Here is a 21,882-nt window from a genome sequence, read left to right as displayed (position 1 = left end):
GGCATTTGGCCTGTCTGCGCCAGCCCTACCATCGCATCAAAGGGCCCTGCACGGGCCTCAACAATACGAAAGGCTGGGAGAGACGCGATGTTCAGCAAACAAGACCAGATCCAGGGATATGACGACGCACTGCTGGCGGCCATGAACGCCGAGGAGCAGCGTCAGGAAGATCATATCGAGCTGATCGCGTCGGAGAACTACACCAGCAAGCGTGTGATGCAGGCCCAGGGCAGCGGCCTCACCAACAAATACGCCGAAGGCTACCCGGGCAAGCGCTACTACGGTGGCTGCGAGCACGTGGACAAGGTCGAGGCCCTGGCCATCGAGCGCGCCAAGCAGTTGTTCGGCGCCGATTACGCCAACGTGCAACCGCACTCCGGTTCGTCCGCCAACAGCGCCGTGTACCTGGCGCTGATCAACGCGGGCGACACCATCCTGGGCATGAGCCTGGCCCACGGCGGTCACTTGACCCACGGCGCCAAAGTGTCGTCCTCGGGCAAGCTGTACAACGCGGTGCAGTACGGCATCAACACCGACACCGGCCTGATCGACTACGACGAAGTCGAGCGCCTGGCGGTGGAGCACAAGCCGAAAATGGTCGTGGCCGGTTTCTCCGCCTACTCCAAGACCCTGGATTTCCCACGCTTCCGCGCTATCGCTGACAAAGTAGGCGCGCTGCTGTTTGTCGACATGGCCCACGTCGCCGGCCTGGTCGCCGCCGGCCTGTACCCGAACCCGCTGCCGTACGCCGATGTGGTCACCACCACCACCCACAAGACCCTGCGCGGTCCCCGTGGCGGTCTGATCCTGGCCAAGGCCAACGAAGAGATTGAAAAGAAACTCAACGCCGCCGTCTTCCCTGGCGCCCAGGGCGGCCCGCTGATGCACGTCATCGCCGGCAAAGCGGTGTGCTTCAAGGAAGCGCTGGAGCCCGGTTTCAAGGCCTACCAGCAGCAAGTGATCGATAACGCCCAGGCCATGGCCAGCGTGTTTATCAAACGCGGCTACGATGTAGTGTCCGGCGGCACCGATAACCACCTGTTCCTGGTCAGCCTGATCCGTCAGGGCCTCACCGGCAAAGAGGCGGATGCCGCCCTCGGTCGCGCCCACATCACCGTCAACAAGAACGCCGTGCCGAATGACCCGCAGTCGCCGTTCGTGACCTCGGGCCTGCGCATCGGCACCCCGGCGGTGACCACGCGCGGTTTCAAGGTGCCGCAGTGCATCGAGCTGGCTGGCTGGATCTGCGACATCCTCGACAACCTCGGCGACGCCGACGTCGAGGCCAACGTGGCCAAGCACGTGTCTGCCCTGTGCGCTGATTTCCCGGTTTATCGCTGAGCGCGGTTTTGGAGTAATGACTATGCAACGCTACTCGGGCTTCGGCCTCTTCAAGCACTCCCTCAGCCACCACGAAAACTGGCAGAAGATGTGGCGCACGCCGACCCCGAAAAAGGTCTACGACGTGGTCATCGTCGGCGGCGGCGGGCATGGTCTGGCGACGGCTTACTACCTGGCGAAAGAGCACGGCATCACCAACGTGGCCGTGGTCGAGAAAGGCTGGTTGGGCGGCGGTAACACAGCGCGCAACACCACCATCGTGCGTTCCAACTACCTGTGGGACGAGTCGGCGCACCTGTACGAACACGCAATGAAATTGTGGGAAGGCCTGTCCCAGGACCTGAACTACAACGTGATGTTCTCCCAACGTGGCGTCTACAACCTGTGCCACACCCTGCAGGACATCCGTGATTCCGAGCGTCGCGTCAGCGCCAACCGCCTGAATGGCGTGGATGGCGAGCTGCTGAATGCCAAGCAAGTGGCCGACGAGATTCCGTATCTGGATTGCTCGAAAAACACCCGTTACCCGGTACTCGGTGCCACCGTGCAACGTCGCGGCGGCGTGGCTCGTCACGATGCCGTGGCCTGGGGCTTTGCCCGCGCCGCCGACGCACTCGGCGTGGACCTGATCCAGCAGACCGAAGTGATCGGCTTCCGCAAGGAAAACGGCGTGTGCATCGGTGTGGAAACCAACAAGGGCTTTATCGGCGCCAAGCGCGTCGGCGTGGTGACTGCCGGTAACTCCGGGCACATGGCCTCGCTGGCGGGCTTCCGCCTGCCGATCGAATCCCACCCGCTGCAAGCGTTGGTGTCGGAGCCGATCAAACCAATTATCGACAGCGTGATCATGTCCAACGCCGTGCACGGCTACATCAGCCAGTCCGACAAGGGCGACCTGGTGATCGGCGCCGGTATCGACGGCTACAACGGCTACGGCCAGCGCGGCTCGTACCCGGTGATCGAACACACCATCCAGGCCATCGTCGAGATGTTCCCGGTGCTGTCGCGGGTGCGCATGAACCGTCAGTGGGGCGGCATCGTCGACACCACGCCGGATGCGTGCCCGATCATCTCCAAGACCCCGGTACCGAACATGTTCTTCAACTGCGGTTGGGGCACCGGTGGCTTCAAGGCCACGCCGGGCTCAGGCAACGTATTTGCCGCCAGCCTCGCGAAGGGTGAAATGCACCCATTGGCGGCGCCTTTCTCCATCGACCGTTTCCACAACGGTGCGTTGATCGACGAACACGGCGCTGCGGCCGTCGCCCACTAACAGGAGAAATTCCCTATGTTGCATATCTTCTGTCCTCACTGTGGCGAACTGCGCTCCGAAGAGGAATTCCACGCGTCCGGCCAAGCGCACATCCCGCGCCCGCTGGACCCGAATGCCTGCACCGACGAGCAGTGGGGCGACTACATGTTCTTCCGCGATAACCCCCGTGGCCTGCACCACGAACTGTGGATTCACGCCGCCGGTTGCCGCCAGTACTTCAACGCGACCCGCGACACCGTGACCTACGAAATTCTTGAAACCTACAAGATCGGTGAGAAGCCTCAGTTCACCGCCAAGGCCTCTGGAGAGAAGGTATGAGCCAGATCAATCGCCTGTCCAACGGTGGCCGGATCGACCGTAACAAAGTCCTGACCTTCAGTTTCAATGGCCAGAGCTACAAAGGCTTCGAGGGCGACACCCTGGCCGCTGCTTTGCTGGCCAACGGCGTCGATATCATCGGCCGCAGCTTCAAGTACTCGCGCCCGCGGGGCATCTTTGCCGCCGGTGCCGAAGAGCCGAACGCCGTGCTGCAGATCGGCGCTACCGAAGCCACGCAAATCCCTAACGTGCGCGCCACGCAACAGGCGCTGTACCAGGGCCTGGTCGCCACCAGCACCAACGGCTGGCCGAGCGTCAACAACGACATGATGGGCATCCTCGGCAAGGTCGGCGGCAAGCTGATGCCGCCGGGCTTCTACTACAAAACCTTCATGTACCCGCAATCGTTCTGGATGACCTACGAGAAGTACATCCGCAAGGCCGCCGGCCTGGGGCGCTCGCCGACCGAGAACGATCCGGACACCTACGACAACTTCAACCGTCATTGCGACGTGCTGGTGGTCGGCGCCGGCCCTGCCGGCCTCGCCGCTGCACTGGCTGCAGCACGCAGTGGTGCGCGGGTGATCATTGCCGATGAGCAGGAAGAGTTCGGTGGTTCGCTGCTCGACTCCCGCGAAAGCCTCGACGGCAAGCCGGCCACCGAGTGGGTCGCCAGTGTCATCGCCGAACTGAAAGCCCTGCCGGACGTGGTGCTGCTGCCCCGCGCCACCGTCAACGGCTACCACGACCATAACTTCCTGACCATCCACGAGCGCCTTACCGACCACCTCGGTGACCGTGCGCCGATTGGCGTGGTGCGCCAGCGTATCCACCGTGTACGTGCCAAGCGCGTGGTGCTGGCCACCGGTGCGTGCGAGCGTCCGCTGGTGTACGGCAACAACGATGTGCCGGGCAACATGCTGGCCGGTGCGGTCTCCACTTACGTGCGCCGCTACGGCGTGGCACCGGGCAAGAAACTGGTGCTGTCGACCAACAACGACCACGCCTACCGCGTTGCATTGGACTGGCTGGATGCGGGCCTGCAAGTGGTGGCAGTGGCCGATGTGCGCCACAACCCACGCGGTGCATTGGTTGAAGAAGCCCGCGCCAAAGGTATTCGGATCCTCACCGGCAGCGCCGTGATCGAGGCCCGTGGCACCAAGCGCGTGACCGCTGCGCGTATCGCCGCGATCGACGTCAAGGCGCATAAAGTCACCAGCCCCGGCGAATGGCTGGACTGCGACCTGGTGGCCAGCTCCGGCGGCTACAGCCCGGTGGTCCACCTGGCCTCGCACCTGGGCGGCAAGCCGACCTGGCGCGAAGACATCCTCGGCTTTGTACCGGGCGAAGCCCCGCAGAAACGTGTGTGCGTCGGTGGCATCAACGGCGTCTACGGCCTTGGCGATTCCCTGGCCGATGGTTTTGAAGGCGGCGTGCGCGCCGCCAGCGACGCCGGTTTTGCCCCGGTGGAAGGTACGCTGCCAAAAGCCTTGAGCCGTCTGGAAGAGCCGACCCTGGCGCTGTTCCAGGTGCCTCACGAGAAAGCGACCGCACGGGCGCCGAAGCAATTTGTCGACCTGCAAAACGACGTCACCGCCGCTGCCATCGAACTGGCCACCCGCGAAGGTTTCGAGTCGGTGGAACACGTCAAGCGCTACACCGCGCTGGGCTTCGGCACCGACCAGGGCAAGCTCGGTAACGTCAACGGCCTGGCGATTGCCGCGCGCTCGCTGAACGTGACCATCCCGCAGATGGGCACCACCATGTTCCGCCCCAACTACACGCCGGTGACCTTCGGCGCGGTGGCGGGCCGGCACTGTGGGCACATCTTCGAGCCGGTGCGCTACACCGCCCTGCAAGCCTGGCACGTGCAAAACGGCGCCGAGTTCGAAGACGTCGGCCAATGGAAACGCCCATGGTACTTCCCACGCAACGGTGAAGACCTGCACGCTGCGGTAAAACGCGAATGCCTGGCCGTGCGCGACAGCGTCGGCCTGCTGGATGCGTCCACCCTCGGCAAGATCGATATCCAGGGCCCGGATGCCCGTGAGTTCCTCAACCGCATCTACACCAACGCCTGGACCAAGCTCGACGTGGGCAAGGCGCGCTACGGCCTGATGTGCAAGGAAGACGGCATGGTCTTCGACGACGGCGTTACCGCCTGCCTCGCCGACAACCACTTCCTGATGACCACCACCACCGGCGGCGCCGCCCGTGTGCTGCAGTGGCTGGAAATCTACCAACAGACCGAATGGCCGGACCTCAAGGTGTACTTCACCTCGGTCACCGACCATTGGGCGACCATGACCCTGTCCGGCCCCAACAGCCGCAAGCTGCTGGCGGAAGTCACCGACATCGACCTGGACAAGGACGGCTTCCCGTTCATGACCTGGAAAGAAGGCCTGGTGGGTGGCGTACCGGCGCGGGTGTTCCGTATCTCGTTTACCGGTGAGCTGTCGTACGAAGTCAACGTGCAGGCCGACTACGCCATGGGCGTGCTGGAACAGATCGTCGCGGCCGGCAAGAAGTACAACCTGACCCCGTACGGCACTGAAACCATGCACGTACTGCGGGCCGAGAAGGGCTTCATCATCGTCGGCCAGGACACTGACGGCTCGATGACCCCGGACGACCTGAACATGGGCTGGTGTGTCGGTCGCACCAAGCCGTTCTCGTGGATCGGCTGGCGCGGCATGAACCGGGAAGACTGTGTGCGTGAAGAGCGCAAGCAACTGGTGGGCTTGAAGCCGATCGACCCGAACGTGTGGCTGCCGGAAGGCGCGCAACTGGTGTTCGATCCGAAGCAGACGATCCCGATGAAGATGGTCGGTCACGTCACCTCCAGCTACGCGCACAACTCCCTGGGTTATTCGTTTGCCATGGGCGTGGTCAAGGGTGGCTTGAAGCGCATCGGTGAGCGGGTGTTCTCGCCCCAGGCGGATGGCAGCGTGATCGAGGCGGAGATTGTGTCTTCGGTGTTCTTTGATCCTAAGGGTGATCGGCAGAACATCTGATAGACCGCGGCGCGGCCATCGGGAGCAAGTCGAATCGTCGCACCGCCCCTCCCACATTTTGATGTGTGAATACTTTCAAATGTGGGAGGGGGCTTGCTCCCGATGAGGCCATCAGCCTCACAACAGAATTCAGGAAAGGTGCTCCATGACAGCAGCCAATGTTTACCAGCAACGCCCCACCTCCGGTGCCAAGGCCGAGTCGTCGCTGCACCATGCCGACCTCGCCAGCCTGGTCGGCAAGGGCCGCAAGAACGCCGGCGTGACCGTGCGCGAAAAGAAATTGCTTGGTCATCTCACGATCCGTGGCGACGGCCATGACGCGGCCTTCGCCGCCGGTGTGCACAAGGCCCTGGGCATCGAACTGCCTGGCGCCCTGCAGGTCATCGTCAAAGGTGAAACCAGCCTGCAATGGCTCGGCCCGGATGAGTGGTTGCTGATCGTGCCAGGCGGTGAGGAATTCGCCGCCGAACAAAACCTGCGCGCCGCCCTGGGTGACCTGCATATCCAAGTCGTCAACGTCAGCGGCGGCCAGCAGATCCTCGAACTCAGCGGCCCGAACGTGCGCGATGTGCTGATGAAGTCCACCAGCTATGACGTGCACCCCAACAACTTCCCGGTGGGCAAGGCGGTGGGCACGGTGTTCGCCAAGTCGCAGCTGGTGATTCGCCATACCGCTGAAGACACCTGGGAGCTGCTGATTCGTCGCAGCTTCTCGGATTACTGGTGGTTGTGGTTGCAGGACGCCTCGGCCGAATTTGGCCTGAGCGTTCAAGCCTGATATGACCCTGTAGGAGCGAGCTTGCCCGCGAAAAACGTCAACGATAACGCGCGCATCCTGAATGAACGCGGCGCCCTTGGATTTTTCGCGAGCAAGCTCGCTCCTACAGTAAGCAGCATCGCTGTATGAGGAGTTAACTGTAATGAGCCGCGCACCCGATACATGGATTTTGACCGCCGACTGCCCCAGCGTGCTCGGCACGGTGGACGCGGTTACCCGCTACCTGTTCGAGCAGGGCTGTTACGTCACCGAGCACCATTCGTTCGATGACCGCCTCTCGGGCCGGTTTTTTATTCGCGTGGAATTCCGTCAGCCGGATGGCTTCGATGAGCAGGCGTTCCGCGATGGCCTGGCCTCGCGGGGTGAAGCCTTTGGCATGATCTTCGAGCTGACGGCGCCGAACTACCGGCCAAAAGTGGTGATCATGGTCTCCAAGGCCGATCACTGCCTCAACGACCTGCTGTACCGCCAGCGTATCGGGCAACTGTCGATGGACGTGGTCGCGGTGGTGTCCAACCATCCCGATCTCAAACCTTTGGCCGACTGGCATCAAATTCCCTACTACCATTTCCCCCTCGACCCTAACGACAAACCGTCCCAGGAGCGTCAGGTGTGGCAAGTGGTGGAAGAGACCGGCGCCGAACTGGTGATCCTTGCGCGTTACATGCAAGTGCTGTCGCCGGAGCTGTGCCGCAAGCTGGACGGCAAGGCCATCAATATCCACCACTCGTTGCTGCCGGGGTTCAAGGGCGCCAAGCCGTATCACCAGGCGTACAACAAGGGGGTGAAACTGGTCGGTGCCACGGCGCATTACATCAACAACGACCTGGACGAAGGCCCGATCATCGCCCAAGGTGTGGAGGTGGTGGATCACAGTCACTATCCTGAGGATTTGATTGCGAAGGGGCGGGACATCGAAGGGTTGACCTTGGCCCGGGCCGTTGGGTATCACATTGAGCGACGGGTGTTTTTGAACGCCAATAGGACTGTGGTGCTCTGACTGCCCCCGATGAGGCCCTGACAAACAACACAAGCAACAGCATCTGTACCCGAGCACTCAACGCGCTGCCCACCCAAGAGGGCAACGCAGTTCCATAAAAACAACAGCGAGGTGAAAGCATGTCTGGTAATCGTGGTGTCGTGTATCTCGGCAACGGCCAGGTCGAAGTACAGAAAATCGACTATCCCAAAATGCAGGATCCCCGTGGCAGGAAGATTGAGCACGGCGTCATCCTGCGCGTGGTCTCCACCAACATCTGCGGCTCCGACCAACACATGGTGCGCGGCCGCACCACTGCCCAGACCGGCCTGGTGCTCGGTCACGAGATCACCGGTGAAGTGATCGAGAAGGGCAGCGACGTCGAAAACCTGAAAATCGGCGACCTGGTTTCCGTGCCCTTCAACGTCGCCTGCGGGCGCTGCCGCTCCTGCAAAGAACAACACACCGGCGTCTGCCTCACCGTTAACCCGGCCCGTGCCGGTGGTGCCTACGGCTACGTCGACATGGGCGACTGGACCGGCGGCCAGGCCGAGTACGTGCTGGTGCCGTACGCCGACTTCAACCTGCTGAAACTGCCGGACCGTGACAAGGCCATGGAGAAAATCCGTGACCTGACCTGCCTCTCCGACATTCTCCCCACCGGCTACCACGGCGCCGTCACTGCCGGCGTTGGCCCTGGCAGCACCGTGTACATCGCCGGTGCCGGTCCGGTCGGCCTGGCGGCTGCCGCGTCTGCACGCCTGCTGGGTGCCGCGGTGGTGATCATCGGCGACGTCAACCCGATCCGCCTGGCCCACGCCAAGGCCCAGGGTTTTGAAATTGCCGACCTGTCCACCGACACCCCCCTGCACGAACAAATCGCCGCGCTGCTCGGCGAGCCCGAAGTGGACAGCGCCGTCGACTGCGTAGGCTTTGAAGCCCGCGGCCACGGCCACGACGGCGTCAAGGCCGAAGCCCCGGCCACGGTGCTCAACTCACTGATGGGTGTAGTGCGCGTGGCGGGCAAGATCGGTATCCCCGGCCTGTACGTCACTGAAGATCCAGGTGCCGTCGATGCCGCCGCGAAAATGGGCAGCCTGAGCATCCGCTTCGGCCTGGGCTGGGCCAAATCCCACAGCTTCCACACCGGCCAGACGCCGGTGATGAAGTACAACCGCCAACTGATGCAGGCGATCATGTGGGACCGTATCAACATTGCCGAGATCGTCGGCGTGCAGGTGATCAGCCTGGATGACGCACCGCGTGGGTACGGCGAGTTCGATGCGGGCGTGCCGAAGAAGTTTGTGATTGATCCGCATAAGTTGTTTAGTGCGGCGTAAATCCCAGGCATACGAAAACCCAAATGTGGGAGGGGGCTTGCTCCCGATAGCGTTCAGTCAGTTACCTATTTGCTGGCTGACTCAACGCCATCGGGAGCAAGCCCCCTCCCACAGTGGGTTGTGGTGTTTGGAACATCAGCGGTTGGCCAAAGCCCCCTGATAGACGGTCGGTCCCGTCGGTTGCTTGCTCACTGAGCCGCCTTTGCTCTCCGCACTCACCATCAATTCCACCGGTTTGCTGATCGAGGCCTGCTGCCTCGGGTTCAAGCCGATGATGCCCTCGCCATCCTTTGGTATCAGTCCAAGTGACACGGGCTTGCCGCCGTCGGGTATCGCCCACAGTTCCAGGCTCTGGTCCGGCGCGGGTGCGGTGATGGCGATGGGTTGCACTTCCAGGTAATCCTTGTGCGCCATGATCTGCGCCGCCGGCTGTTGGGTGGTGGTGATCAGGGTGGCGGCGGACTTGACGTTGTCCTGGGTGTAAAACGCGCCGCCGAGGCCGGCGACTATGGCCACGCACACACCGATAAACAGACGGGGGCGGCTCCAGAAGGGGGGCTTGGGCTCAATCACTTGGGGACGGGTCGCGCTCATAGGGCTGTTTCCTGGCAAGTTTTTGACGTTGTTTCATGGACTCTGACCTGGCCATTGGGTTCCTGGGGCGCCCGGAACAATGCGCCGGATACCCAGTCAAACGCCTGCTTTCACCCCCTACACCCAGAGGTTGTCTCGATGAAGATTTCACGCGGTTTCGCCCTTTCCTGCCTGATGAGCCTGGCCGCCACCCCGGTGTTTGCCGCAGGGTTCAGCCTTGGCGACGCGGCCAATGCCATTTCCGGCATGCAAGGGGGCAACAACAAGGCCGCAGCTGCTGCACCGTCGTCCGAGACGGCCGGCCTGCTCAGCGCCCTGACCTCGCAACTGAACATCACTCCCGAGCAGGCCGTCGGCGGTACCGGCGCGATGCTGGGCCTGGCCAAGAACAAACTCAGCGGCAACGACTATTCGCAGCTGGGCAACAGCGTGCCGGGCCTCGACCAACTGTCGGGTAACAATGCATTGGGCAGCCTCGGGGCCTTGAGCGGGATGCTCGGCCAGGCCGGCGGCAGCAAGACCAGCGGCCTGGACGGCCTGCTGGGTAACGTGAAGAACACCAGCGACCTGAACACCGCTTTCAGCGCACTGGGCATGGACAGCGGGATGGTCAGCCAGTTTGCTCCGGTGATCCTGCAATACCTGGGCGGGCAGGGCGCCAACAGCTCGCTGCTGGGTAAACTGGCCCAGGCCTGGGGCACCGGTAGCTAAATACGCTCCGCGCGCAGTTGTTCGATGCGCGCATCCTTCTGCGTCCAGAGCTGGTTGACCCAGTTCTGGACGGTCTGGCGAAACGCCGGATCATTCTCGTAATCCCCCTGCCACAACGCCGGGTCCAGCTCACGGGTCTGGATGTCGATGATCACCTTGGGCACCGCGCCGCTGATCAAATCCCAGAACCCCGGAATCTTTTGCTGCGGATAGACCACGGTCACGTCGAGCACGGCGTCCAGCTGTTCGCCCATTGCCGCCAGCACAAACGCCACGCCGCCCGCCTTGGGCTTGAGCAAGTGAGTGAATGGCGAAGCCTGCTGCTTGCGCTTGGCCTCGCTGAACCGCGTGCCTTCGAGGTAATTGACCACGGTCACCGGCTGGCGCTTGAACAGCTCGCACGCCTCCTTGGTGATCTTTAAATCCTGCCCTGCCAGCTCCGGGTGTTTGGCCAGGAACGCCTTGGTGTAGCGTTTCATGAATGGGTAATCCAGTGCCCACCAGGCCAGGCCCAGGAAGGGCACCCAGATCAGTTCTTTTTTCAGGAAGAATTTGAAGAACGGTGTGCGGCGGTTGAGGGCCTGGATCAGCGCCGGGATGTCCACCCAGGATTGGTGGTTGCTGATCACCAGGTAGCTGGTGTCGCCGCGCAGCTCGTCGCCGCCGCGAATGTCCCATTGGGTGGGGATGCACAAGGCGAAAATAAGCTTGTCGATCTCGGCCCAGGTCTCGGCAATCCACATCACCGCCCATGAGGCGTAGTCCCGATAGCGCCCGGGCGCCACCAGTTTGAGCAGGGCAAACACCAGCAGCGGCCCGATCAAGACCAGGGTGTTGAGCAACAGCAGCAGTGAAACCAAACAGCCGGTGAGCAGGCGGCGCATAAGTAACTCTTGGAATCTTGTGGGCGGGCCATCATAAGCAAGCTGAGTCTAGAGGCCAAATCGCAAATGGCCGTACGAATGTTTCACAATGTGCCAGTTATGGTGGGCGTGACTAACTAAGTGCTGTCTTTGCGGTCTAGAATCCGCCTACTTCTTTCCGAGGAAATCACTTCGTGAAACTGCTTCTTGCCTCCCTCGCCCTGGTTGCCCTGCCTGTCATGGCCGCCGAGCCGACCCTTTACGGTCGCTACGAATACATCCAGTTGCCGGAGATCGGCGAAACCTTCAAGGCCAAAATGGACACCGGCGCGCTGACCGCCTCGCTGTCGGCCCGTGACATCGAGACCTTCACCCGTGACGGTGACGACTGGGTGCGCTTCCGCCTCGGCGGCAAGGACGCTACCAACAAGGTCTACGAGCACAAGGTCTCGCGCATCAGCAAGATCAAGAGCCGCGCCGACGAAGACGACGAAAAAGACGAAGCCTCTGTGACCAAGCGCCCGGTGATCGACCTGGAAATGTGCCTGGGCAACGTCAAGCGTACCGTCGAGGTCAACCTCACCGACCGCAGCAGCTTCAATTACCCGTTGCTGATCGGCGCCAAGGCCTTGCGTGAATTTGGCGCAGCAGTAAACCCGGCCCGTCGCTACACTGCCGACAAACCGGACTGCTGATTTGAACCCATGCCCCACATCCTGATTGTCGAAGACGAAGCGGCGATAGCCGACACGCTGATATTCGCCCTGCAAGGCGAGGGCTTTACCACCACTTGGCTGAGCCTCGGCCAGGAGGCGTTGGCCCATCAGCGCCAGACCCCGGCCGACCTGATCATCCTCGACATCGGCCTGCCGGACATCAGCGGTTTTGAAACCTGCAAGCAATTGCGCCGTTTCAGTGAAGTGCCGGTGATGTTCCTCAGCGCGCGGGATGGCGAGATCGACCGCGTGGTGGGGCTGGAGATCGGCGCCGACGATTATGTGGTCAAGCCGTTCAGCCCACGGGAAGTGGCGGCGCGGGTGCGGGCGATCCTCAAGCGCGTCGGCCCTGGTGTGGCGCCGGCGCTGTTCCAGGTCGATCTGGAGCGCATGCAAATCAGCTATCGCGGCCAACCCCTGAGCCTGACCCGGCATGAATTCCGCCTGCTGCAAAGCCTGCTGGAGCAACCCGAGCGGGTGTTCAGCCGCGAGCAGTTGCTGGACGCGGTGGGCGTGGCGGCCGACGCCGGTTACGAGCGCAATATCGACAGCCACATCAAGAGCCTGCGCAGCAAGTTACGCAGCGTGGCCGCCGATGCCGAGCCGATCCAGACCCATCGCGGCCTCGGCTACAGCTACAGCCCGAGCAACAGCTGATGCGCCTGGGGCTGCGGATTTTCCTGGTGTATGCGCTGTTTATCGGCCTCACCGGTTACTTCGTGCTCAGCACCGTGATGAAGGAAATCCGCCCCGGCGTGCGCCAGTCCACTGAAGAAACCCTGGTGGACACCGCCAACCTGCTGGCCGAAATCCTGCGCGATGACGTGAAGCACGGCACCCTCGGCCAGAGCCACTGGCCCGAATTACTCAAGGCCTATGGCAACCGCCAGCCCGGCGCGACCATCTGGGGGCTGGCGAAAAACCAGGTCAACCACCGTATCTACGTGACCGACGCCAAAGGCACCGTGCTGCTCGACTCCACGGGCGAAGCCGTGGGCCAGGACTACTCGAAGTGGAACGACGTCTACCTGACCCTGCGCGGCGAATACGGCGCGCGCTCCACCCGTAGCGCAGCGGATGACCCCACCTCATCGGTGATGCACGTCGGCGCACCGATCCGCGATAACGGGCAGATCATCGGCGTGGTCACCGTGGCCAAGCCCAACAGCTCGTTGCAGCCGTATGTCGACCGCACTGAGCGCCGCCTGCTGTGGTACGGCGCGGGCCTGGTCATCCTCGGCCTGTTGCTCGGTGCGTTGCTGTCGTGGTGGCTGAGCGTTGCACTGCGTCGCCTGACCGCCTACGCCGAAGCCGTCAGTGAAGGTCGAAGGGCAGAGCTGCCGCATTATCGCGGCGGCGAGCTGAAGCAGCTGTCCACCGCCGTCGAGCACATGCGCACGCAACTGGAGGGCAAGGCCTACGTCGAACATTACGTGCACACCCTGACCCATGAATTGAAAAGCCCGCTGGCAGCGATTCGCGGCGCGGCCGAGCTGTTGCAGGGCGAGATGAGCCGCGAACAGCAGCAGCGCTTCGTCGGCAATATCGACAGCGAAAGCGCGCGCCTGCAGCAGTTGATCGAGCGCCTGCTGAACCTGGCGCAGGTGGAGCAACGCCAGGGGTTGGAGGCGCAGGCGAGTATCCCGCTGGCGGCCTTGGTCGACGACGTACTCAACGCCCAATGTGCGCGAATCGAAGGCGCCGGGCTGCACGTCGAGCAAGGGATTGCGGCGGATGTGAAGGTGTTTGGCGAGCCCTTCCTGTTGCGCCAGGCACTGGGCAACTTGCTGGACAACGCGCTGGACTTCACACCGCCCGGTGGCGTGTTGAGATTCAGCGCACAGACGCTGCACAACGACGTGCAGGTGAGCCTGTTCAATCAGGCCGCGCCTATCCCCGACTATGCCCTGCCGCGCCTCAGCGAGCGCTTCTATTCCTTGCCGCGTCCCGTAAGCGGACGCAAGAGCACCGGCCTGGGCCTCAACTTTGTCGAGGAAGTCATGAAGCTGCACGGCGGCACCTTGCAGATCGGCAATGTGCCGGGCGGTGTGCACGTGGTGCTGCATCTCCACACAGTCTCCACATTGCCCTCATAAATCCCCCACACAGGCTGTCCAGACTCTCCCCATCAAAACAGGGAGAGACCCATGAACCGCAGCCTGCTTTTCAAACTTGGCGCGATTGCGCTGCTGATCCTGCTGTTGCTGATTCCATTGCTGATGATCAACGGCATCATCAGTGACCGCCAGCAACTGCGCGACGGCGTCCTGATGGACATCGCCCGAAGTTCCAGCTACGCCCAGCGCCTCACCGGCCCGGTGATGGTGGTGCCGTATCGCAAGACCGTGCGCGAGTGGAAGCTCAATGAAAAGCTCAACAAGCGCTACGAGGTCACCCGTGAAGAGCGGGGGCGCCTGTATTTCCTGCCGGACCGTTTTGAGCTCGACGGCAAGGTGCAGACCGAACTGCGCGCACGGGGGATTTACCAGGCGCGGCTGTTCCATGCCGACAACCGTATCAGTGGGCGTTTCGAGCTGCCGGCACAGTTGGGCATCACCGAAGACTTTGCCGATTACCGCTTCGAACCGGCGTTTCTGGCGGTGGGGATAAGCGATATTCGCGGCATCGAAAATGCGCTGAAGCTGGAGCTGGGCAGCCAGCGCCTGGAGTTCGAGCCGGGCTCCCAAGTGGACTGGCTGGGGGAGGGTGTGCATGTGGCATTGCCGGAGCAGGACAGCAAGAAACCGGCTGTAGTGGACTTCGCCTTCGACCTGCGCCTGCAAGGCACCGAGCAACTGCAAGTGGTGCCGGTGGGCAAGACCAGTCAGGTGTCCCTGGCCTCCAACTGGCCGCACCCCAGTTTTATCGGCAACTTCCTGCCGGCCCAGCGCGAAGTGACTGACAACGGCTTCACGGCCAACTGGCAGACCTCATTCTTTTCCACCAACCTCGAACAGGCCCTGCAAACGTGCCTGGACGGCCAGGGCTGCAACGACTTCAACAACCGCAGCTTCGGCGTGAACTTCATCGACCCGGTGGACCAGTACCTCAAGAGCGACCGCGCGATCAAATACGCGCTGCTGTTTATCGCCCTGACCTTTGCCGGTTTCTTCCTGTTCGAAGTGCTCAAGAGCCTGGCGGTGCACCCCGTCCAGTACGCATTGGTGGGCGTTGCCTTGGCGTTCTTCTACCTGCTGTTGTTGTCGTTGTCCGAGCACCTGGGCTTTGCCTTGGCCTACCTGATTTCGGCGAGTGCCTGCGTGCTGTTGATCGGGTTCTACGTGTGCCACGTGCTGCGCAGCGTTGCCCATGGCCTGGGGTTTTCGGCGGGGCTGGCGGCGCTGTATGGCTTGCTGTACGGGCTGTTGAGTGCCGAGGACTACGCGCTGCTGATGGGCTCGCTGCTGCTGTTCGGGCTGCTGGGGACGGTGATGGTGCTGACGCGTAAGCTGGATTGGTACGGCGTGGGCAAGCGCAAGGCGGCCGAGCCGCTGCAGTTCGACCTGGAGGCAGTGCAATGATCGGGTTGCGCGAGGATCAGCAGGCGCGGGTGCTGTTGGTGGGCAAAATCAATGCGCTATTTCCAGTGTGGCGAAGTGCTGTTGTGGTGAGCGGGCTTGCCCCGCGCTGGGGCGCGAAGCGGCCCCATTCCAGGCAATGAGTTTCTCCAGATGGACCGCCATTGCAGGTTTTGGGGCGGCTTCGCCACCCAGCGCGGGGCAAGCCCGCTCACTACAACAGGCCCGCTAGGCCGGCGGCTGGGTCTGCTGCATCGAAGGCCGCTGGCTGACCTCGAGGTACCAGGCGGCAAGCTTGGGGTTATCCAAGCGCCATTGCATGTCGGGATGACGAAAGTCGAGGTAACCCAGGGCGCAGGCCACGCTGATCGAAGCGATATCGAAGTGGCTGGTCAGTTCGGCAATGGCGTCCTGTTCCAGCTCGGCGAGGGCGCGGCGGATCTTGTTGCGCTGTTCGTCGAGCCACTGCGCCCAGTGTTTTTCCACCGGGCGCAGGGCGGTCTCGTAGCGCACCAGCACGGCGGCATCCATGATGCCGTCGGCCATCGAAGCCAGGGTCAGGCGGCGCCAGCGGGCCGAGCCATCGCGGGGGATCAGCGGGTTGCCGACGTGCTGGTGGTCGAAGTAATCGAGGATCACCCGGCTGTCGTGCAGCACGCTGCCGTCGGCCAGGCGCAGGGCCGGGATCTTGCCCACGGGGTTGTCTTGCACCAGCTGCGCATCGGGGTTGACCGGGGTCGGCATGCAGCCATGCAGGGCGACGCGGTCCTGCTGGCCGGTCTCGGCCAGCAGCACGCGGACTTTACGCACGAACGGTGACGCGGGGTTGTGGAACAAGGTCATGCTGGGCGCAGACATGGGCTTTCCTCTGTAGGAGCGAGCTTGCTCGCGAAGAACGTTAACGATAACGCAGCGCGTCTGCTTTGACGCGGTGCTCTCTGGTTTTTCGCCGGCAAGCCGGCTCCTACAGGAGGGCCCATGCGCCGATCAACGCGGGGATGCCCAACCCCACCCAACTCAACGAATCCCACAGCCCATCCCCCAGCAACGCCGCAAACAACCCGGCGGCGCTGAGCAGGCCAATCCCCAGGGGAATGCCAAATACCCTCCAGAAACTCGACTGCCTTGGCTTCATGCCTTGCCCGCCTTGCGCCGCACGATCCACAAGTAAATCCCGCTCACCAGCACGATGATGGTCAGCACATCCAGCGCCGCCCAGAGGATCTTCATCGGCATGCCGCCGTAGTCGCCGAAGTGCAGTGGTTGCGACATGCCCATGGCGTCCATGTACCACGGCCGTTCGGCGATGGCGGTGACGGCCAGGGTGCCGGCGTCGATCAGGACCGGCGTGAGCAGGTGCGAGGTCAGGTGTGTGCTGCCCTTCATGAACACTGCGTAATGGTGCTCGCTGGAAAAGCGCGTGCCGGGGAAGGCGATAAAGTCCGGCTGCATGCCGGGCGCGGCCTTGGCGGCGATGCTCAGCAGCTCGCTCGCGGGGGCGCGTTGGGTCAGGGGCGGGGCGTTTTTGTAGGGTTCGATCATTGCGCTGAGGCTGTCGGTGCGCCAGGCGGCGATGATCAAGTCGGCACAGGCGCTGATCACGCCGGTCACGCCCACCACCAGCGCCCAGGTCAGGGTGACCACGCCGATCAGGTTATGCAGGTCGAGCCAGCGCAGGCGCCTGGACTTGTCCTGGCGCACCGTGGCGAACTTCAAGCGGCGCATGAATGGCAGGTACAGCACCGTGCCCGAGACAATCGCGAGCACAAACAGAATGCCCATGAACGCCAGCAGCAACTTGCCCGGCAGGCCGGCGAACATATCCACATGCAGGCGCAGCAGGAATAGGGTGAAGCCGCCATTGGCCGCCGGCATCTCGACCGCGTCGCCAGTGCGCGCATCGAGCATGAAGGTGTGGGATGAGTTGGGTTCGGTGCCCGCTGTGGCGGCCATGATCGCGATCACGCCGTTCTTGTCGTCTTCATCCCACGCCAGGTATTGCATGGCCTCGCCCGGGCGATGGGCCTGGGCCTTGCTCACCAGTTGCTCAAGGTCGAGCTGTGGCGTATCGGCAGGCATCTGCGCCAGATCGGGCTCGTTGCCCAGCAGGTGGTCGATCTCATGGTGAAACACCAGCGGCAGGCCGGTGAGGGCGAGCAGCAGCAGGAACACCGTGCAGATCAGGCTGGTCCAGGTGTGGATGAAGGACCAGCGGCGGATGGTTTTGCTTTTCATTTTCTAGCCTTGTAGCAGCTGACGAGCGCAAGCGAGGCTGCGTTTGCGTTATGCCTGACACACCGCAAACGCAGCCTCGCCAAGGCTCGACAGCTGCTACGCATTAGCCTATTGAAGTTGTGTAGAGACTCATGCTTCAAACACGCCAAAGCCGCCCACATAAGCGGTCGATTACCACTGGTAGGTGGCGCTGGCGACGACGCTGCGCTGGTCGCCGAAGTAGCAGTAGTTGCCATCACAGGTCGACAGGTAGTCCTTGTTGAACAGGTTGGTGGCGTTCAACTTGACCGATGCACCCTTGAGGCTGTTGTCCAGGCGGCCCAGGTCGTAATGCACCGCACCGTCAAACACGGTATAGGCGTTGGCCTTTCCCAGCCAGGTGTTGGCCTGGTCGCCATAGGTGTTGCCGGTGTAACGGGCGCCAAAGCCGATGCCGAAACCGTCAAGCACACCGGTGTGCCAGGTGTAGTCGGTCCACAGCGAGGCTTGCTGGTTGGGCATCAGTGTCAGGCGGTTGCCTTTGTAGATGCCTTTCTGCACTTCGGATTTTGCCAAGGTATAGGCGGCGATGACCTTAAGGTTCTCGGTCACATCGGACACGGCTTCCAACTCCAGGCCCTTGACCTTCACTTCGCCGGTCTGGCTGTTGATCTGCTGGCCCCCAGCGCCGAGGGTGGTCACCTGCACATTCTTCTGGGTCAGGTCGTAGACCGCTGCACTGAGCAACGTATTGGAGCCGGGCGGCTGATACTTGACCCCCATTTCCCACTGCTTGCCTTCGGTGGGCTTGAACGTCTTGAGCGCGTTTGTATCGGCGTTGCTCGCCGGTTGAAACGACTCGGCGTAGGACAAGTAGGGTACGAAGCCCGAGTCGAATACATAGCTCAGCGCCGCGTTGCCGCTGAAGTGTTTGATGCGGTCAGTGTTGGTCGCATCGCTGTCGTTGAAGTAGGTGGTGCCCTGATGCACCCAATCTTCACGCCCGCCCAGGGTCAGGCGCCACTTGTCCAGGGCCATCTGGTCCTGCACGTAGAGACCGGTCTGCACGGTTTTCTGGTTGTAGTCGTAAAAAGGTCGGACATCGGTCGGGCGCAGGGTTGGCTGGGTATTGATCGGGTTGAAAATATTGGTGCCCGAGGCCGTCCCGAATATCGCGCGATAGGAGGTATCGGTGCGCTGGTGGTCCAGGCCGAGCAGCAGGGTGTGGATGACATCGCCAGTGACAAAGTCTGCCTGGAAGTTGTTATCCACTGCGAACTGGCCGATGTCCTCGTCGACGTTGGTGGTCGAGCGGCTGATATTGCCCGCTGCATCCGCGGGGGAGAACGCGTAGGAACCCACGGTCAGTTGCTGGAACGACAGATCCGACTTGGTGTAGCGCAGGTTTTGCTTGAACTGCCAGGTGTCGTTGAAACGATGCTCGAAGGCATAGCCCAGCGCGTAGTAGGTGCGATCGTAGAACTCGTAGTCCGGGTCGCCCAGGTTCTTGTGGTGGGAGACCTCGCCCAGCGGCGATTTGATCTTGGTGCCCTGGATCGGCATGAACTGGCTGGTGGTCCCGGTATCGTCACGGGTGAACTGCGAGAGCAGGGTCAGCTTGGTGTCGGTATCGATGTTCCAGGTCAGGCTCGGCGCAATGTTGTAGCGCTTGTTGTCGATGTGATCGACCTGGGTGCCGGCATCGCGTACCACGCCGCTGAGGCCATAGAGGAATTGGCCTTCATCATCGATCTTGCCGGTGCTGGCGAAGTTGATCTGGCGGTAGTTGTCGCTGCCGTATTGCACTTGGATGGCGTTGCTCGACTCTGCGCTGGGGCGTCGGCTGACCATGTCCAGCAGGCCGCCCGGTGGGGTCTGGCCGTACACCGACGAGGCCGGGCCACGCAGCAGCGCGAGGCGGTCGAGGTTCCAGGTTTCCGCTTTGGGGTTGGCGTACACACCGCGCGGCAGTGGCAGACCATCGAGGAATTGGGTGGGCTCGAAGCCGCGCACGCGCATCCAGTCGTAGCGGGTGTCGCTGCCATAACTGGCGGACACGATGCCGGGCATGTATTTGACCGCGTCGTCCAGGTTCTGCACGTTGCGATCCTGCATCTGCTCGCGGGTGGCCACGGAGATCGAACGCGGGGCCTCCACCAGGGCGGTGTCGGTCTTCGTGCCGGCGGCGGTCCGTGTGGCCAGGTAGCCTTGGACCGGGCCCCAGGCACTTTCCTGGTTGCCATCTTGCCCTGTGATGTTAGTCACCGGCAGCGCCATCACCCCCTCCGGAACCGCCACCAGCGTATACGTCCCGGCGCTGCTCTGCTCCAGCTGCAAGCCGGTGCCACGCAAGGCTTCACGCAGTGCACCCGGTGCATCGAACTGGCCCTGGACCGGGGCCGAGGTCTTGCCCGAGGCCAATGCTGGGTTGAGGGTCAGTGCCAGGCCGGCCTGGCTGGCGATCTGGTTCAGGGTGCTGGTCAAGGGCGCGGCCGGCAGGTTGTAGGCGCGCACGCTGGAGGCTTGTTCGGCGGCAATCAGCGCAGTGCTGGCCAGCGGGGCGCTGAGGGCAATGGCCACGGCTAACAGGCTGGGGCGCAACAAGGTGTCTAGCGTGCGGGACATAGGGCGGCTCCTGAATGGAAGTAATTCGCAATTGCCTATGTGCCGAGCGAGATTTCAAAAGTGATAGGGCCGGTGGAAAATATTTTTTATTTGGCCTCAGGTGTCTTGGCGACCACTGTCACCCACCACGGCGTGTGCTGTTCGATCTGCACCGGCAGGGTGGGCAGCAGCGCGTTGAGCGCCAGGGTGGTGTCGTGCAGCGGGAAGCTGCCGGTGATGCGCAGGTCGGCCACGTCTTTATCCACCCCGAGATGGCCTGTACGGTAGCGGCTGAGTTCCTGCACCACATCGCCCAGGCGGACGTTGTCGACCACCAGCATGCCGCGCGTCCAGGCATCGGTGGCGGGCGTGACGGCCAGGGCAGGGCCGAGGCCATCGCTGCGCATCAGCACTTGCTGGCCTGCCTTGAACACCTGTTCCTGCGCCAGCGCTTCGGGCTGGGCGCCCACCGCCGATTGCAGCACGCTCAGGCGCGTGGCGTCGTCTTCGCGCTTGACGATAAACCGCGTGCCCAGCGCGCGCAGGCTGCCGTCGCGGGTTTGCACATAAAACGGGCGCGCATCGTTGTGGCCGGTTTCGACGAGGATTTCGCCTTCCTGCAACACGATCAGCCGGCGCTTCTCATCGAAGCGCACGTCGATGGCGCTGTGGGTGTTGAGGTTGATCAACGTACCGTCCGCCAGTTTCAGCGTGCGCTGCTCGCCGGTGGCGGTGCGCTGGTCGGCGAGCCAATAGTGGATCGGCACGTAGCGCTCGCCGGCAAACAACGCCAGGCCGCACACCAGCGCAATGCTCGCCAGGCCGCTGCCGAGCTTGCGCACGCGCTGGCGAATGCCCTCGCGCGACTGTAACAACGCCGCCCGCGCCGGGCCCGAGGCCACGCTGAAACGCTGGTCGAGCATGCCCAGTTGGCGCCAGGCACGGGCGTGCTCTTCATCGCTGGCCAGCCATTTGCTGAATTCTTCGCGCTCCACCGCGCTGCCATCACCCGAATCGAGGGACAACTGCCAGGCAATCGCGGCATCCAGGACACGGGCCGACACGGGCTTGGAGCTGATCACGTTCACAGCGGCTCGCCATACAGGGCGATGTAGCACTGGCGAATGCCCTGGGCCAGGTACTGGCGCACACGCGGCACCGACACCCCCAGGCGCTGGGCGATTTCGGCGTGGCCCAGGCCGTCGAGGCGGTTATAGAGGAAGGCGGCGCGGGCCTTGCTCGACAGCTTGCCGAGCAGGCGGTCGATGGCCTTGAGGTCTTCGAGGATCAGTTGCTGTTCTTCCGGCGACGGGTGTTCGCTTTCCGGGATCAGCATCAGTTCGCTGAGGTAGGCCTGTTCGAGGGCCGCGCGGCGGAAGTAGTCGAACAGCAAGCCCTTGGCGATAGCCACCAGAAACGCCCGTGGCTCGCGGGGCTCGCGCAACTCGTCACGGCCGAGCAGGCGCATGAAGGTGTCCTGGCTCAGGTCTTCGGCACGGCTCGGGCAGGCCACATTGCGCCGCAGCCAGGCCAGCAGCCAGCCACGATGGTCGCGGTACAACGCGCCAACAAGCTCACTGTGTGGGTTCTGGACCGACGACAAGGCATCACCGAATAAA

21 protein-coding genes are annotated in these 21,882 nt (G+C 62.8%); 13 read left to right on the top strand and 8 right to left on the bottom strand.

Features of this window, described 5'->3' with window-relative positions; genetic code table 11:
* Window positions 1-87 precede the first annotated feature (87 nt).
* The 7 genes from glyA (at window position 88) to fdhA (ending at window position 9,043) form a co-directional block, all read left to right on the top strand.
* Entirely contained in the window at window positions 88-1,341 is a 1,254-nt protein-coding gene (gene glyA / locus F6S08_RS29650; protein WP_065947481.1) for a serine hydroxymethyltransferase, read from the top strand.
* 22 nt (window positions 1,342-1,363) lie between these two features.
* Window positions 1,364-2,614 carry a sarcosine oxidase subunit beta gene (locus F6S08_RS29645; RefSeq protein WP_010207084.1) on the top strand — a complete coding sequence of 417 codons (1,251 nt, stop codon included), beginning with the start codon at window positions 1,364-1,366 and terminating at the stop codon, window positions 2,612-2,614.
* 15 nt (window positions 2,615-2,629) lie between these two features.
* Entirely contained in the window at window positions 2,630-2,932 is a 303-nt protein-coding gene (locus F6S08_RS29640) for a sarcosine oxidase subunit delta (protein ID WP_003194855.1), read from the top strand.
* Window positions 2,929-5,946, top strand: coding sequence for a sarcosine oxidase subunit alpha (locus tag F6S08_RS29635; RefSeq protein ID WP_065925439.1), 3,018 nt, complete (start codon window positions 2,929-2,931; stop codon window positions 5,944-5,946). The genes F6S08_RS29640 and F6S08_RS29635 overlap by 4 nt, the downstream gene beginning before the upstream one ends.
* 145 nt (window positions 5,947-6,091) lie before the next feature.
* The gene (locus F6S08_RS29630; RefSeq protein WP_223015441.1) at window positions 6,092-6,724 is read left to right on the top strand and encodes a sarcosine oxidase subunit gamma; all 633 of its coding nucleotides are present in this window, start codon (window positions 6,092-6,094) and stop codon (window positions 6,722-6,724) included.
* 142 nt (window positions 6,725-6,866) lie between these two features.
* On the top strand, window positions 6,867-7,724 hold the full coding sequence (purU, locus tag F6S08_RS29625; RefSeq protein WP_065925438.1) for a formyltetrahydrofolate deformylase: 858 nt from the start codon (window positions 6,867-6,869) through the stop codon (window positions 7,722-7,724).
* Window positions 7,725-7,843: 119 nt separating this feature from the next.
* Window positions 7,844-9,043, top strand: a complete 1,200-nt coding sequence (fdhA, locus tag F6S08_RS29620) for a formaldehyde dehydrogenase, glutathione-independent (protein WP_053130983.1) — start codon at window positions 7,844-7,846, stop codon at window positions 9,041-9,043.
* Window positions 9,044-9,178: 135 nt separating this feature from the next.
* On the opposite strand, the gene F6S08_RS29615 is transcribed toward fdhA, so the two are convergent.
* The gene (locus tag F6S08_RS29615; protein ID WP_065925437.1) at window positions 9,179-9,637 is read right to left on the bottom strand and encodes an anti-sigma factor domain-containing protein; all 459 of its coding nucleotides are present in this window, start codon (window positions 9,635-9,637) and stop codon (window positions 9,179-9,181) included.
* Between the two features lie 138 nt (window positions 9,638-9,775).
* Between F6S08_RS29615 and F6S08_RS29610 the strand changes: the two genes are divergently transcribed.
* On the top strand, window positions 9,776-10,348 hold the full coding sequence (locus tag F6S08_RS29610; protein ID WP_315872687.1) for a DUF2780 domain-containing protein: 573 nt from the start codon (window positions 9,776-9,778) through the stop codon (window positions 10,346-10,348).
* Here F6S08_RS29610 and F6S08_RS29605 read toward each other — a convergent pair.
* Window positions 10,345-11,232, bottom strand: a complete 888-nt coding sequence (locus F6S08_RS29605; RefSeq protein ID WP_065947479.1) for an acyltransferase — start codon at window positions 11,230-11,232, stop codon at window positions 10,345-10,347. The two genes, F6S08_RS29610 and F6S08_RS29605, sit on opposite strands and share 4 nt — an antisense overlap.
* Before the next feature lie 173 nt (window positions 11,233-11,405).
* Between F6S08_RS29605 and F6S08_RS29600 the strand changes: the two genes are divergently transcribed.
* From F6S08_RS29600 to F6S08_RS29580, 5 genes are read left to right on the top strand one after another with little or no spacing between them, the layout of a single operon-like run.
* On the top strand, window positions 11,406-11,906 hold the full coding sequence (locus F6S08_RS29600) for an ATP-dependent zinc protease (RefSeq protein WP_065925434.1): 501 nt from the start codon (window positions 11,406-11,408) through the stop codon (window positions 11,904-11,906).
* A gap of 9 nt (window positions 11,907-11,915) precedes the next feature.
* A complete protein-coding gene (creB, locus tag F6S08_RS29595) occupies window positions 11,916-12,584 on the top strand; it encodes a two-component system response regulator CreB (protein ID WP_027605971.1) in 669 nt (222 codons plus the stop codon).
* The gene (gene creC, locus F6S08_RS29590; RefSeq protein WP_065925433.1) at window positions 12,584-14,023 is read left to right on the top strand and encodes a two-component system sensor histidine kinase CreC; all 1,440 of its coding nucleotides are present in this window, start codon (window positions 12,584-12,586) and stop codon (window positions 14,021-14,023) included. Before creB ends, creC begins: the two co-directional genes overlap by 1 nt.
* Before the next feature lie 51 nt (window positions 14,024-14,074).
* Window positions 14,075-15,448: a cell envelope integrity protein CreD gene (gene creD / locus F6S08_RS29585; protein ID WP_065925432.1), complete on the top strand. Its 1,374-nt coding sequence runs from the start codon at window positions 14,075-14,077 to the stop codon at window positions 15,446-15,448.
* On the top strand, window positions 15,445-15,588 hold the full coding sequence (locus F6S08_RS29580) for a hypothetical protein (protein ID WP_159440258.1): 144 nt from the start codon (window positions 15,445-15,447) through the stop codon (window positions 15,586-15,588). The genes creD and F6S08_RS29580 overlap by 4 nt, the downstream gene beginning before the upstream one ends.
* 85 nt (window positions 15,589-15,673) lie before the next feature.
* Here the strand turns inward: F6S08_RS29580 and F6S08_RS29575 are convergent, their stop codons facing one another.
* The 6 genes from F6S08_RS29575 to F6S08_RS29550 all read right to left on the bottom strand — a co-directional run bounded on the left by F6S08_RS29575 (window position 15,674) and on the right by F6S08_RS29550 (window position 21,866).
* Window positions 15,674-16,303, bottom strand: a complete 630-nt coding sequence (locus tag F6S08_RS29575; RefSeq protein WP_065947477.1) for a glutathione S-transferase — start codon at window positions 16,301-16,303, stop codon at window positions 15,674-15,676.
* A 106-nt stretch (window positions 16,304-16,409) separates the two neighbouring features.
* Entirely contained in the window at window positions 16,410-16,580 is a 171-nt protein-coding gene (locus F6S08_RS29570) for a DUF4175 domain-containing protein (RefSeq protein WP_137212390.1), read from the bottom strand.
* Window positions 16,577-17,680 carry a PepSY-associated TM helix domain-containing protein gene (locus tag F6S08_RS29565; RefSeq protein ID WP_315872686.1) on the bottom strand — a complete coding sequence of 368 codons (1,104 nt, stop codon included), beginning with the start codon at window positions 17,678-17,680 and terminating at the stop codon, window positions 16,577-16,579. The genes F6S08_RS29570 and F6S08_RS29565 overlap by 4 nt, the downstream gene beginning before the upstream one ends.
* 171 nt (window positions 17,681-17,851) lie before the next feature.
* The gene (locus tag F6S08_RS29560; protein ID WP_065947475.1) at window positions 17,852-20,284 is read right to left on the bottom strand and encodes a TonB-dependent siderophore receptor; all 2,433 of its coding nucleotides are present in this window, start codon (window positions 20,282-20,284) and stop codon (window positions 17,852-17,854) included.
* An 86-nt stretch (window positions 20,285-20,370) separates the two neighbouring features.
* The gene (locus F6S08_RS29555) at window positions 20,371-21,351 is read right to left on the bottom strand and encodes a FecR domain-containing protein (RefSeq protein ID WP_065947474.1); all 981 of its coding nucleotides are present in this window, start codon (window positions 21,349-21,351) and stop codon (window positions 20,371-20,373) included.
* Complete coding sequence (locus F6S08_RS29550; RefSeq protein ID WP_027605963.1) at window positions 21,348-21,866, bottom strand: RNA polymerase sigma factor; 519 nt, start codon at window positions 21,864-21,866, stop codon at window positions 21,348-21,350. The genes F6S08_RS29555 and F6S08_RS29550 overlap by 4 nt, the downstream gene beginning before the upstream one ends.
* Between the last annotated feature and the right edge of the window lie 16 nt (window positions 21,867-21,882).

It is taken from the genome of Pseudomonas sp. JV449, assembly GCF_032424295.1.
Classification (GTDB): Bacteria; Pseudomonadota; Gammaproteobacteria; order Pseudomonadales; family Pseudomonadaceae; genus Aquipseudomonas; species Aquipseudomonas marginalis.
Note: the sequence above shows the minus strand (reverse complement) of the source record. Positions and strands in the feature narration are given on the sequence as shown.